13 protein-coding genes and 1 tRNA gene are annotated in these 12,835 nt (G+C 71.3%); 9 read left to right on the plus strand and 5 right to left on the minus strand.

From position 1 onward, the window contains the following. Nucleotides 1-833: 833 nt before the first annotated feature. Nucleotides 834-1,259: an Ltp family lipoprotein gene (locus D8M39_RS12880; protein WP_238693912.1), complete on the plus strand. Its 426-nt coding sequence runs from the start codon at nt 834-836 to the stop codon at nt 1,257-1,259. A 61-nt stretch (nt 1,260-1,320) separates the two neighbouring features. Here the strand turns inward: D8M39_RS12880 and D8M39_RS01820 are convergent. The 3 genes from D8M39_RS01820 to fabG all read right to left on the minus strand — a co-directional run bounded on the left by D8M39_RS01820 (nt 1,321) and on the right by fabG (nt 3,099). Beyond that, nucleotides 1,321-1,406, minus strand: a tRNA-Leu gene (locus D8M39_RS01820). A gap of 166 nt (nt 1,407-1,572) precedes the next feature. After that, entirely contained in the window at nt 1,573-2,328 is a 756-nt protein-coding gene (locus D8M39_RS01825; protein WP_126874266.1) for an SDR family oxidoreductase, read from the minus strand. Nucleotides 2,329-2,373: 45 nt separating this feature from the next. Next, nucleotides 2,374-3,099 carry a 3-oxoacyl-ACP reductase FabG gene (gene fabG, locus D8M39_RS01830; RefSeq protein ID WP_094393993.1) on the minus strand — a complete coding sequence of 242 codons (726 nt, stop codon included), beginning with the start codon at nt 3,097-3,099 and terminating at the stop codon, nt 2,374-2,376. A gap of 255 nt (nt 3,100-3,354) precedes the next feature. Here fabG and D8M39_RS01835 point away from each other — a divergent pair, with 255 nt between their 5' ends. Genes D8M39_RS01835 through D8M39_RS01850 form a run of 4 tightly spaced genes read left to right on the plus strand, consistent with a single transcriptional unit; the run spans nt 3,355 to nt 6,341 of the window. Next, entirely contained in the window at nt 3,355-3,738 is a 384-nt protein-coding gene (locus D8M39_RS01835) for a DUF3099 domain-containing protein (protein WP_238693913.1), read from the plus strand. Nucleotides 3,739-3,786: 48 nt separating this feature from the next. Beyond that, nucleotides 3,787-4,200 carry a hypothetical protein gene (locus tag D8M39_RS12885; protein WP_126874267.1) on the plus strand — a complete coding sequence of 138 codons (414 nt, stop codon included), beginning with the start codon at nt 3,787-3,789 and terminating at the stop codon, nt 4,198-4,200. Next, complete coding sequence (locus D8M39_RS01845; RefSeq protein ID WP_094393997.1) at nt 4,200-5,174, plus strand: SURF1 family protein; 975 nt, start codon at nt 4,200-4,202, stop codon at nt 5,172-5,174. Before D8M39_RS12885 ends, D8M39_RS01845 begins: the two co-directional genes overlap by 1 nt. Before the next feature lie 57 nt (nt 5,175-5,231). Then, complete coding sequence (locus D8M39_RS01850) at nt 5,232-6,341, plus strand: alcohol dehydrogenase catalytic domain-containing protein (RefSeq protein WP_094394000.1); 1,110 nt, start codon at nt 5,232-5,234, stop codon at nt 6,339-6,341. Between the two features lie 159 nt (nt 6,342-6,500). Here the strand turns inward: D8M39_RS01850 and abc-f are convergent, their stop codons facing one another. Further along, on the minus strand, nt 6,501-8,099 hold the full coding sequence (abc-f, locus tag D8M39_RS01855; protein ID WP_055086230.1) for a ribosomal protection-like ABC-F family protein: 1,599 nt from the start codon (nt 8,097-8,099) through the stop codon (nt 6,501-6,503). 231 nt (nt 8,100-8,330) lie between these two features. Between abc-f and D8M39_RS01860 the strand changes: the two genes are divergently transcribed. The 4 genes from D8M39_RS01860 (at nt 8,331) to D8M39_RS01875 (ending at nt 11,388) form a co-directional block, all read left to right on the plus strand. Continuing rightward, nucleotides 8,331-8,963 (plus strand): biotin transporter BioY, encoded by a 633-nt coding sequence (locus tag D8M39_RS01860; RefSeq protein ID WP_055086228.1) that lies wholly within the window; start codon nt 8,331-8,333, stop codon nt 8,961-8,963. A 78-nt stretch (nt 8,964-9,041) separates the two neighbouring features. Then, nucleotides 9,042-9,785, plus strand: coding sequence for an energy-coupling factor ABC transporter ATP-binding protein (locus tag D8M39_RS01865; RefSeq protein WP_094394004.1), 744 nt, complete (start codon nt 9,042-9,044; stop codon nt 9,783-9,785). Further along, complete coding sequence (locus D8M39_RS01870) at nt 9,782-10,414, plus strand: energy-coupling factor transporter transmembrane protein EcfT (RefSeq protein ID WP_238693914.1); 633 nt, start codon at nt 9,782-9,784, stop codon at nt 10,412-10,414. Before D8M39_RS01865 ends, D8M39_RS01870 begins: the two co-directional genes overlap by 4 nt. Before the next feature lie 65 nt (nt 10,415-10,479). After that, complete coding sequence (locus D8M39_RS01875) at nt 10,480-11,388, plus strand: neutral zinc metallopeptidase (RefSeq protein ID WP_055086221.1); 909 nt, start codon at nt 10,480-10,482, stop codon at nt 11,386-11,388. A 133-nt stretch (nt 11,389-11,521) separates the two neighbouring features. Here the strand turns inward: D8M39_RS01875 and D8M39_RS01880 are convergent, their stop codons facing one another. After that, nucleotides 11,522-12,763, minus strand: coding sequence for an alpha-hydroxy acid oxidase (locus D8M39_RS01880; protein ID WP_126874268.1), 1,242 nt, complete (start codon nt 12,761-12,763; stop codon nt 11,522-11,524). Between the last annotated feature and the right edge of the window lie 72 nt (nt 12,764-12,835).

The raw sequence follows: 12,835 nt of genomic DNA on the forward strand, positions 1-12,835 counted from the left end.
CCCGTCGGCTCCCCGGGCGACCCGGTTGCACCGTCGGACTCGACGACCCGCCGCGCTCGCTCGCCCGCCTGACCGGGGTGCTGCACAACGTGGGGCTCGTTTCCGTGCTCCTGGTCCGGGACAGGGGTGGCTGGTCTGCTCGGCATGTCTCACCTTTGGGAGGTCTTGGCACATGGGACCACGCGCATACGGCACTGGCCAGGGCAACTCCCCTCCATCGTACGGGTGTCCGCGACCGACTCCCTGACCGCCGTGAGCGGAGCCCGACGACGCCGCGTCGCGCAGCCGGGGTGGCCGCCGGGGGGTCGAACCCCGGGCCCGCCCGCGCGGGGTCGGCCGTTGTGGGGACATCGCGGGGCATGTGAGCCATGCCATTATGTATGAAAGCAAATTCATGCTTGTTCAACATTGTTGGCACCCATCCGGTGCCGCCCGGCGAAAGGCCTCACATGGCTCACTCCCCCGCGCCCGTCCTCGTTGTCACCGGGGGCCTTGCGGCGCTGCTGCTCCTGAGCGGTTGCGCACAGTCCGGCACCTCGGGGGCCTCGGAGGCTTCCCCGGCCCACAGTGTCGCGTCGTCGACGGCGGCACCGCTCGACCAGGAGGCTTCCGCTGCCGTGGGCGCGTCCACCGCGCCGCCGGCCCCGGCGGCAGGAGCCCCTGAGGAGGGGGCGACGGCGTTCCGTGCGGATGACCAGGATGCGGTGGAGGCAGCGCCGAGCACAGGGAGCGTGGCCGAGACGGGCGGTGGCTCCGGCGAACCGTCCGAGGAGTCCTCAACTTCGGGCGGCGGGGCGAGGGCCGGAAGCGCGCAGGCAAGGGGAAACACCTCCGTGTCCCAGGACAGCGCGGCCCGCAAGGTGCAGGACTACGTCGCGCTCATGGGCTTCTCGCGGGAAGGCCTGATCGACCAGCTCGGCTACGAGGGGTTCAGCCCCGAGGAGGCGGCCGCGGCCGTGGACCAGGCTGGGATCGACTACAACGCCCAGGCCGCGAAGAAGGCCGAGGACTACGTCTCGCTCATGGGCTTCTCCCAGCAGGGGTTGATCGAGCAGCTGGAGTTCGACGGGTTCACCCCGGAGCAGGCGGCCCACGGCGTGGACGCCGCCCATCCCGACTACATGGCGCAGGCGGTGAAGAAGGGCAAGGAGTACCTGGACGTTCAGGGATTCTCCCGGCAGGGGTTGATCGAGCAGCTGGAGTTCGACGGGTTCACCCCGGAGCAGGCGGCCCACGGCGCCACGGGCAACGGCCTGTGAACTTGGCCTGACATGAGAAGATCCCGCCCGACCGTGATGGTCGAGCGGGATCTTCGCTCTGTGCGCGAGGGGGGACTTGAACCCCCACCCTCTAATACGAGGACTAGCACCTCAAGCTAGCGCGTCTGCCTATTCCGCCACCCGCGCAGGTGTCGCAGGGCGTTTCGGTCTTCTCTCGAAAACCTCCGTGGCCCTGGGCAACGACAAGAAACCTACCACAGTTGCCTGGCCCGTTCTAACCGAGCGCGGGCGACAGCGCCCAGATCCTGCCGAGCGGCGTCGCCCGCGGGTGGGGGCGAAACGCGACAAGCGGCTACTTGCCCGCCTTCGCCAGGAAGTCCTCGGCGCCGCCCACGAGCTCCACGTGCCCGTTCTCGACTTCCTCGGTGACCATCTTCGCGATCTCCTGCGCGAATTCGTTGACCGTGTACAGCTTTCCGGCCGCTTCACGACGCTCGTCCAGGGCTCCGGGGCGGGCGCGGTTGAGCAGGGTGGCGGTGACGGTGCCCTCGATCATGTCCGCGGAGACAACCACGAGGTCCACGCCCTTCTCTGCGAGTTCGGGGACGCGGGCGGTGAGGGTGTCCTCCCCCGCTCGCTTGGAGCGGGCCACGGCGTCGTACTCGGGCATCGTCTCCACCTGGTTGATGAAGTGCGCCTGGTGGCTCGTGACGAACACTACGCGGCCACCGCGCGGCAGCAGTTCGAGGGCGTCCGTGAGGGCGTCGTTCTGCGCGTCCCTGTTGAGCTTCAGCGCGTAGTCCTCGCCGAGGTCCGTCTCCATGCCGCCGGAGGCGTTGAGGACCAGCACGTCCAGACCGCCGAACTCGTCCGTGGCCGCCTGGAACAGGTTGGCGCGGGACTCGGGATCGGTGATGTCCGCCTGGACGGCAACGGCCCGGCCGCCGGCCTCCGTGATCTCCTTGACCACCTTGTTGGCGCGCGGCGCCTTCTGCCGGAAGTTGATCACCACGTTGGCGCCCTCGCCCGCGAGGATCTTTGCAGTGTCCGCGCCGACCCCGCGCGAGGATCCGGTGATGATCACGGTCTTGCCTGCCACTGAGCTCATGCGCTTACTCCTTCGAGGGGAAACTTCTGTGGACCGGGAGGGGCGTCAGTGCCCCACGCCCAGCCCGCCGTCTACGGGGATGATAGCGCCGGACACGTACGCGGCCCCCTCGGACACCAAGTACGTCACGGCCGCGGCGACCTCGGAGGCGTGGCCGAAACGGTTCACGGGGATCATGGAGCGGTAGTTCTCCTTGACCTCCTCCGGCAGCTCCTGCGTCATGGCGGTATCGATGTAGCCGGGCGCCACCACGTTGGCCGTGACACCGCGGGAGCCGAGCTCCCGGGTGATCGCGCGCGCCATGCCCACCAGCCCGGCCTTGGACGAGGCGTAGTTCACCTGGCCGGGGGCACCGGTGTAGCCCACCACGGAGGAGATGAACACCACGCGGCCGCGCTTCAGACGCATGAACCCCTTGGTGGCTCGCTGCACCACGCGGAACGCGCCGGTGAGGTTGGTGTCGATCACGTCCTGGAAGTCCGCTTCCTTCATGCGCACGAGCAGCGCGTCCTTGGTGACGCCCGCGTTGGCCACGAGGACCTCCACGGGGCCGAACTGCGCCTCGATCTCCTTGAACGCGGCGTCCACCGAGGCGGAGTCGGTGACGTCCGCGCGGACGGTGTGTGCGCCGTCGGGACCGTCGCCTCCCGAACGGGACGTGACCACCACGTTGTCGCCGGCGGCCACGAAGGCCTCGGCGATGGCACGGCCGATGCCGCGGTTGCCTCCCGTAACGAGCACGGTGCGCGCGGTCGAGGTCTGTTCGGTCATGGGGAAGCCTTCCGTGGACGGGTGGTCGCCGTGCTCCCACCGCGACCGTGGATCAGAACCTCCAGCATCCTAACCGCCCTCTCACCTGCGACGCTCTCCCAGGTGGCGCGCACTTGGGGGCGCACCGCAACGGTGAGAGAATGGTCAGCACGCTCCCGGCTGCTCCGGGTGCGCCGGGGCAGGCCCCGCGGACGAACTCGCCGAAGGACGTTCACCATCACACGCTCCCACCCGCAGACGAACGGCTCCACCGAGGTGCACTCCATCACCACGGCGGCGGATCCGCACACCTCGGACATGAGCCAGCGCATGAAGGTGTACTCCATCCAGATGGGCCTGCGGGTGGTGTGCATCATCGGAATGGTGCTCATCGACAACCTGGTGGCGCGCATCGTGCTGCTGCTGGGCGCCGCGCTGCTGCCCTGGTTCGCGGTGATGCTCGCCAACAAGGGCGCGGACCGCTCGCAGCGCGCCGGCTCGGCGTATGCCCCGCCGCAGCGCACCGAGCTGCCCACCGCCGCGGAGGCGAGCGAACGGGCACCGGATCCGGAGAACGTGGTGGTGGACGCGGAGTACACCGTCCACAGCCCCCGCCCGGAGCTGCCCCGCCCGCCCCACACGGCCACTCGCCGCAACTGAGCGCCCCGCACGACCCCCACACCGTCACCTCGGGAGGACACGCACACGGTGGAATTCGATCTCCTCGGTTCACTCGACCCCCAACGCCCCGCGGCGGACGCGGCACGCCCCCGGCCCGCGGAGACCGCCCCGGGTGCGGTGTGCTCGCGCCGCGGCTGCCAGGCCCCCGCCCGGTGGACCCTGCTGTGGAACAACCCGCGGGTGCACACGCCCGAGCGCCGCAAGGCGTGGCTCGCGTGCGACGAGCATCGCGAGCACCTCGCGGACTTCCTGGGGCAGCGCGGCTTCCTCAAGTCCGTGGAGCCGTTCGAGGAGGACGGCGACGACGCCGCGGCGCCCAGCCCAAGCGAGACACCCGGGCTGCGCCAGGCACCCGGGCCGCACGAGACACCCGCGGGGCGCGGCGTCGTCGGCTCCCCAGAGTCCGGCACCGACCGGGCCGCAGGACAGGGCGGTCGCTGATGCGCAAGTACTCGTTCCTGCGCTCGACCACGTGGCTCGGCTGGTTCGCCCTCACGTGCGTGGCGGCCGCACTGTGCCTCTACCTGGCGCAGTGGCAGATGTCCCGCAACGACCACCTGGTGGCCGAGAACGCGAAGATCACCGAGAACTACGACGCCGCCGCGTACAACTCCGAGACGGGCCTGCCCCTGTTCGAGGACTACGACGACTCCCGCACGTGGCACCCCGTGCAGCTGCGCGGCAGCTACCTGGTCCAGGACACCGTGCTGGTGCGCAACCGGCCCCACGACGGCCGGGTGGGCTACGACGTGCTCGTCCCGTTCCGCACCACGGAGGGCACGGTGGTGGCCGTGGACCGGGGCTGGATCCCCACCGACGACTCCGCGAACGGCATGCCCTCGACCGTTCCCGCTCCCCCGAGCGGCACCGTGACGGTCACCGCACGGCTGCGCCCCTCCGAGGGGGCGCTGGACCGCGGGGCACCGGACGGTCAGGTGGCCTCGATCGACCTGCGCGACCTCTCCTCCCGCTGGGGCGGGGACCTCGCCACCGGGGGCTACGGCGAGCTCGTCTCCGAGGATCCCGCCGCGGCCGCCACGCCGCAGGCGCCCGAGCGCCCTGAGGTCTCCTACGGCCCGCACCTGTCCTACTCGCTGCAGTGGTACGCGTTCGCGGTGCTCGTGTTCGTGGCCTACGGCTACTCGGCGCGCCAGCACGTGAAGAACGAGGAGTGGGACCGTGCCTACGCGGCCGAGGTCGAGCGCCGGCTCGCCCGCTACTACGACGCCGAGGGCAACTACATCGGCGAGATGGACGAGGACCTGGTGATCCGCCAGCTGCAGATGGCCGACGACATGCCCGCGCACCTGAAGTCCCTGTACCGCCCCAAGCGCACGCGGGCCACCACGGGCATCACGGACGAGTACGAGGAGGACGCCCTGCTGGACGCCCTCGAGACGCAGCACCGCCAGTAACCGGCCCGGAGCGGCACCGCCCGCCCGCGCCGGCCCACCCGTGACGAAGGAGTCGCCGTGAAGATCAGAGCTGCCGTGCTGGACGAGATCGGGGTGCCCCGGCCGTTCGCCGAGTCCCGCCCGCTGTCCGTGCAGGAGCTGGAACTGGACGAGCCGGGACCGGGCGAGCTGCTCGTGCGGATCCGGGCGGCCGGGGTGTGCCACTCGGACCTCTCCGTGGTGGACGGCAACCGGCCCCGCCCCCTGCCCATGGTGCTCGGCCACGAGGCGTCCGGCGTCGTGGAGCAGGTGGGCGAGGGCGTCACGGACGTCTCCCCCGGGGACCAGGTCACCACCGTGTTCCTGCCGCGCTGCGAGGACTGCGCCAACTGCGCCACCAACGGGAAGCTGCCCTGCACCCCGGGCACCGAGACCAACAACGCCGGGCTGCTGCCGGGCTCCACCCTGCGGCTGCACCGCGACGGGCAGGACGTCCACCACCATCTGGGGGTCTCCGGTTTCGCGTCCCACGCCGTGGTGAGCCGCCAGTCGGTGGTACCAGTGGGTGCCGACGTGCCCCCGGAGATCGCTGCCGTGGTGGGGTGCGCCGTGCTCACGGGTGGCGGGGCCGTGCTCAACGCGGGGCGGCCCTCGGACGGGGACACGGTCATCGTCGTGGGGCTCGGCGGAGTGGGCATGGCCGCCCTCCTAACTGCGCTGTCCCTGCAGAAGGGCCCCGTGATCGGCGTGGACGCCAACCCCGAGAAGCTCGCGAGGGCCAGGGAGCTGGGCGCCTCTGCCGTGTACACCCCCGACGAGCTCGCCGACAACGGTGTGCGCGCGGACGTGGTCGTCGAGGCCGCCGGGCACCCCCGCGCCTTCGAGAGCGCCGTGGCGGCCACCGCTCCGGGCGGAACCACGGTCACCGTGGGCCTGCCCTCCCCCGATGCGCGCTCCACCATCGCCCCGCTCGGACTCACCGCCGAGGCGCGGACCATCGTGGGCTCCTACCTGGGCTCCGCCGTGCCGTCGCGGGACATCCCCGTCTACCTGGACCTGTGGCGCGCTGGCAGGCTTCCCATCGAGGAGCTGATCACCGAGCGGGTGGCCCTCGCGGACATCAACGAGAGTTTCGACCAGCTCGCGGACGGCCGCGCGGTGCGTCAGGTCATCCTCTTCGAGGACTGACGCCCGCGGACACGCGCACCACCACGGCCCCACCAGGGCGACGAGCGGAGTCCTGTCCCCAGCCTCGGGGGTGGACCGGCGCGTTGCACTGTCACGGCCACGCCGCGCCGCGGGACTGAGCACCCGCGCGGCCCCGCGGCGTCGTCGGTGCCCCGGGGATCAGGCCAGGCTGATGAGGTCCTGGTACTCCTGGCTCCACAGGTCCTCCACGCCGTCCGGGAGCATGACTACGCGCTCGGGCTCAAGGGCCTCCACCGCGCCCTCGTCGTGGGAGACCAGGACCACGGCGCCCTCGTAGGTGCGCAGCGCGTTGAGGATCTCGCGGCGCGACGCCGGGTCAAGGTTGTTGGTGGGCTCGTCGAGCAGGAGCACGTTCGCCGACGACGCCACCAGGGTGGCCAGCGCCAGGCGCGTCTTCTCGCCGCCGGAGAGCACCCCGGCGGGCTTGTCGACGTCGTCGCCCTGGAACAGAAAGGAGCCGAGGATCGTGCGGACCTGGGTGTCTGCGAGGTCCGGTGCGGCGGACTTCATGTTCTCCAGCACGGTGCGGTCCGTGTCCAGGGTGTCGTGCTCCTGGGCGAAGTACCCGAGCTTCAGGCCGTGGCCGGGGATCACCTCACCGGTGTCCGGCTCGGACTGCCCGGCGAGCATCCGCAGCAGGGTGGTCTTGCCTGCGCCGTTGAGGCCCAGGACCACCACTCGGGAGCCGCGGTCGATCGCGAGGTCCACGTCCGTGAAGATCTCCAGGGACCCGTAGGACTTGGACAGCCCCTGTGCGGTCAGGGGGGTCTTGCCGCAGTCCGCCGGCTTGGGGAAGCGGATTGCGGCCACCTTGTCCTGCACGCGCTCGCCCTCGATGCCCGCCATGAGCCGCTCGGCGCGGCGGATCATCTGCTGGGCGGCGGAGGCCTTGGTGGCCTTCGCGCGCATCTTGTTGGCCTGGTCCATCAGCACGCCAGCCTTCTTCTCGGCGTTCGCGCGCTCGCGCTTTCGCCGGGCCTGGTCCTGCTCGCGCTGCTGCAGGTAGTTCTTCCACGTCATGTTGTAGACGTCCACCACGCAGCGGTTGGCGTCCAGGTAGAGCACCTTGTTCACGACCATCTCCATGAGCTCCACGTCGTGGGAGATCATCAGCAGCCCGCCCTGGAAGCCGCGCAGGAACTCGCGCAGCCACACGATGGAGTCGTGGTCCAGGTGGTTGGTGGGCTCGTCCAGGAGCATGGTGTCCGCGTCCGAGAACAGGATCCGTGCGAGCTCCACGCGGCGGCGCTGGCCGCCGGAGAGCGTGTGCAGCGGCTGGTCCAGCACACGGCCGGGAAGATTCAGGTTGTTCGTGATCGTGGCGGCCTCGGACTCCGCCGCGTAGCCGCCGCCCGCGAGGAACTCGGACTCCAGCCGGTCGTAGCGGCGCATCGCCTTGGCGCGCACGGTCTCGTCCTCCGAGGCCATCTCCTCCTCGGTGCGGCGCAGCCGGGAGATCACGCCGGCGAGGTTGCGCGCGGAGAGGATGCGGTCCCGGGCCAGCTGGTCCATGTCGTCCACCTTGGGGTCCTGCGGCAGGTAGCCGATGGACCCGGAACGCGTGACCTCGCCGGCTGCGGGCAGCGTGAGCCCGGCCAGCACCTTGGTCATGGTGGTCTTCCCGGCTCCGTTGCGGCCCACCAGGCCCACCTTGTCGCCCTTGTCCACCCGGAAGCTCACCTCGTCCATGAGCAGGCGTGCTCCGGCGCGCAGTTCGAGGTTCGTGACGGTGATCAAGGGTGCAGAGCCTTTCGTAGGCGGTCTCGCTCGGGGCTGCTCCCGGGGCCGGTGCGCTCGTGCGCTGCGCGGGCCCGTGACACGGTCACGGGGTGCGGGCCTCCCGGGGCAGACAGAAACCCCGTGGATCCGGGGCACTGCCCAGTCTACCCGGGGCCGCAAATCGGCGCCGCGGCGTCGTCCCCGCCCCATGGCGCCGCCGCGCGCGAGGCGACAACTAGACTGCCTGCCATGACTTCTCCCGCGCGGGAAACCCGCTCCCTCACGTCCTTCGACCTCGCCAACATTGCCGTGTTCGCCGCCCTGACGTGCGTGCTGGCACTGGCGCCGGCGATACCCGTGGGTGCCGTCGGTGTGCCCATCACGCTGCAGACGCTCGCCGTGTTCCTCACGGGCATGATCCTCGGAGGCTGGCGCGGTTTCCTGGCGCTGCTGCTCTACGTGGTGGTGGGTCTGCTGGGCGTGCCGGTCTTTGCCGGATTCGTTGGCGGACCGGCAGTGCTGGCCGGACCCTCCGCCGGGTACCTGCTCTCCTTCCCGTTCGCGGCCGCGCTCGTTGGCGCGCTCGCCCACCGCAGCGTGCGCGGTGAGCGGGTACGACGACGCGACGGCGCCACCTCCGTGGCTCCGGAACGTCGCGGGGGTCTCACCGTCAAACTGATCGGCGCGGGCCTCGCCGGTCTCGTGCTCTCCCACGTGGTGGGCACCGCGGGCCTGATGATCAACGCGGGGCTCGGACTCGGGGCGGCCGTTGTCACGGACCTCGCCTTCGTCCCCGGGGACATCGTCAAGGTGGTTGTCGCCGCACTGATCGCCGTGGCGGTGCACCGTGCGTTCCCCCGCATGGCCGGGGCGGTTCTCTGAGTGGCTGACGAGCCGCGTGCCGCCCCATCCCAGCAGCCGGGCGGGGAGACGCCGCACGGGGAAATCCCGGACGGGGAGATGCCGGACTCGGAGTCCTCGCACCGGGAGTCCCTGTACTGCGCGGACGTGACCGTGACCGTGGAGGGCCCGCGCGGGCCCGTGACCGTGCTGGAGGGTGTGGACTGCGAGTTCACCGCACGGCGCACCGCAGTGGTCGGGCTCAACGGCTCCGGCAAGTCCACGCTGCTGCGGCTGTTCAACGGGCTCGTCACGCCGTCCTCGGGAGTGGTGCGGACGGGCAGCGTGGACCCGGTGGCGTTCCCCCGCCACGCCCGGTCCCTGGTGGGCTTCGTGTTCACGGACCCCTCCTCCCAGATCCTCATGCCCACCCCGCTCGAGGACATCGAGCTGTCCCTGCGGCGCAGCGTGCGGGACCGCGCCGAGCGCACCGAGCAGGCGATGACCTGGCTGCGGCGGCTTGGCCTGGAGGACCGCGCGCACCACAGCGTCTTCGACCTCTCCGGGGGTGAGCGCCAGCTGGTGGCCCTGGCGGCCGTGCTGGCCGTGGACCCCCGCGTGCTCGTGCTGGACGAGCCCACCACCCTGCTGGACCTGCGCAACCGGCTGCGGCTGCGCGAGCTGCTGGACGGTCTCCCCCAGCAGCAGCTGCTCAGCACGCACGACCTCGACCTCGCGACCTCCGCGGACCACGTGGCGGTCGTCCACGAGACCCGTCTCATCGACCAGGGCCCGCCCGAGCGGATGCTCCCCCTCTACCGGCACTGGTGCGAGACGGGCTTCCCCGGGGAGACGGCCGCGTGAGAGATCGCGCCCGCTCACGTTCGCGCAGCGACGACCTGCTCGGCACCTACGTGCCGGGAACCTCCCTGCTGCACCGCTGTCCCCTGTGGCTCAAGGCGCTCCTCGTGCTCGGGGCGTGCCTGGCGGTCATGACCGCGCGGGACTGGCGGTTCTCCCTGTGCACTCTGGCGCTCACGGCGGCGGTCTCTGCCGCCTGCGGCCTGGGAGTGCGCCGGTGGGCGCGCTCGCTGCGCCCGCTGCTGCTGCTCGTCGTCCTGCTGACGGCCTACCACCTCGTTGCCAACGGCCCAGCACGCGCCGCCGACGTCGTGCTCTCCCTGCTCGCCGTGGTCACCCTCACCCGCCTGCTCATCTCGACCACGCCCCTCCCCCGGCTCATCGACGGGCTCGTGCTGCTGTCCTCACCCCTGCGCCTCGCGGGCGTGGACCCAGAGCGCATCGGACTCGCGGTCTCCCTCATGATCCGGTCCGTCCCCTGGCTCTTCGGAGTCCTCGCCTCCCTGCGCGACGCCGCCGCGGCCCGCACCGTGCGCCCGCACCCCGTGCAGCTGGTCACCCCCGCGGTCATCTCGACCGTGGACTACGCCCACCGCACCGGGGAGGCGCTCGCGGCACGAGGACTCGAGTAGCCGCGCCACGGCGTCGTCCCCGCCCAATCGTCCCGGTGCCCGCACCGTGGCCCTATGCTTCCCCCATGAGCTTCAACGACAACTCCCAGCTGAACTCCGGCCGGGTCAGCTCCGGCGGCGGCGGTGGGCGTGGCATCGCCGTGGGTGGCGGACTGGGCGGCGTGGTCCTGCTGCTGATCGCGGGTCTTTTCTTCGGCCAGGACGGCATCGACGCCCTGACCGGCGGCGGCACCCAGGACACGGCCGGCACCGAGCAGGTGGACTCCGGGCTCGCGGACCGCTGCCGCACCGGCGCGGACGCGAACACGGATACCTCGTGCCGCATGGTGGCCACCGTGCAGTCTCTCGACCAGTTCTGGGGCGACTACCTGCCCCGGGCCACGGGGAAGCAGTACACGGAACCGGGCGTCGTGCTGTTCACCGGCACGGACAGCACGTCGTGCGGCCAGGCGTCCTCGGCCACCGGCCCGTTCTACTGCCCGTCGGACTCGACCGTCTACCTGGACACCGGCTTCTTCGAGGAGATGCGCACCCAGTTCGGCGCGGACGCGGACGCCCTCGCCCAGGAGTACGTGATGGCGCACGAGGTGGGCCACCACATCCAGGACCTGCAGGGCACCCTCGGCCGGGCCCAGCAGGACCCCAACGGCGCGAATTCCGGCGCGGTGCGCACCGAGCTGCAGGCGGACTGCTACGCGGGGATGTGGGCCCACCACGCCACCGAGTCCGGCGGGGCGGTGCAGCTGCAGCCGATCACGCGCGCGCAGCTCTCGGACGCGATCGAGGCGGCCGGAGCCATCGGCGACGACCGCATCCAGGAGGCCGCCCGCGGCCGTGCCAATCCCGAGTCCTTCACGCACGGCACCTCCGCGCAGCGTCAGGCCTGGTTCCTCACGGGGTACCAGACCGGTGACCTCGCGGCCTGCAACACCTTCTCCGCGCGCAACCTCAACCACCCGGACGCGCTGAGCTAGGACGCTGAGCCAGGACAACGTGGCAGGGCTCCGCCCGGGCGGCACGTGCCCCGCGCCGGTGCCCCAGCGGAGACCGGCCACGGTCCTCCGGCCGAGCTCTGCTTCCGGGACCGCTCTGGGATCCTGGCGCGGCTCAGACCCGGTCCGTGTCCGCCGCGCGCTCCAGCCACGGTGCGCGCATCGACTCGGGGCCCAGGTCCGCGATGGAGCCCGCTCCCATGAGCATCATGTCCGTGCGGATCTGCGCCTCCAGCAGCTCGATCACCCGCGAGACACCCTGCTCGCCGCCGGCCATGAGTCCGTACAGGTACGCCCGCCCGATCAGCACGAAGTCTGCGCCGGCGCACAGCGCGGTCACCACGTCCGCGCCGGAGAGGACTCCGGAGTCCAGGATCAGGGGGACGCCCGGGCCCACCTCCTCGCGCACGCCCGGCAGAGAGGTCAGCGCCACGGGTGCCCGGTCCAGCTGGCGGCCGCCGTGGTTGGAGACCACGAGCCCGTCCGCGCCCACACTCATGGCCCGCCGGGCGTCGTCGCGAGTGAGGACACCCTTCACGAACAGCTGGCCGTCCCACTGCTCGCGGATCCAGGCGAGGTCGTCCAGGTCCAGGCCGGGGTCGAACATCGAGGAGATCAGGTCCGCCAGCGTGGAGGACGTGTTCGAGAGGGACGCGAACTTCAGCGAGTCCGTGGTCAGGAAGTTGAACCACCACTCGGGCCGGTAGGAGGCGTCCAGCACGGTGCCGGGCGTCAGGCGCGGCGGGATGACCATGCCGTTGCGCACGTCCCGCAGCCGCTGACCGGGAACGGGCGTGTCCACGGTGACGAGCAGCGTGCGCACACTGGCGGCCTTCGCGCGCTGCAGCAGGTCCAGCGACGCCGCGTGGTCGCGCCACAGGTAGAGCTGGAACCAGCGCTCGGCGTCCGGGGCGGCATCCCGCACCTCCTCGATCGCGCGGGTGCCCATGGTGGACAGCGAGAACGGGATCCCGGCCTTCTCAGCCGCCCGAACTCCCCCGATCTCGCCCTCCGCGTGCATGAAACGCGTGAACCCGGTGGGCGCGATCCCGAACGGCAGAGCGCTGCGGAAGCCCGCGATCTCGGTGCTGAGGTCCGCGGTGTCCGTCCCGTGCAGGATCTTCGGCAGCAGCTCCACGGACTCGAACGCCTCGCGGCTGCGCCGGTAGGTCAGCTCCTGGCCGGCCGCGCCGTCCACGTAGTCGAACGCCGGTTTTGGGGTGCGACGCCGCGCGATCCGGCGCAGCGCCTCCACGTCCGCGGCCTTGGCCAGCCGGGCAGCGCGGCGGTCAGGGTTGAAGGAGCCGAACTGCATGAGCGGCTTCAGTTCTGAGAGCTGGGGCAGGTGGCGTCGCACGGGAGTCCTCACGGTTGCGGGTGGTCCCTTCCGAACCTAGCACCGGGTCCGGCAGCGGTCCCAGCACCTGTC

It is taken from the genome of Kocuria sp. HSID17590 (assembly GCF_003989485.1).
GTDB lineage: Bacteria > Actinomycetota > Actinomycetes > Actinomycetales > Micrococcaceae > Kocuria > Kocuria salsicia.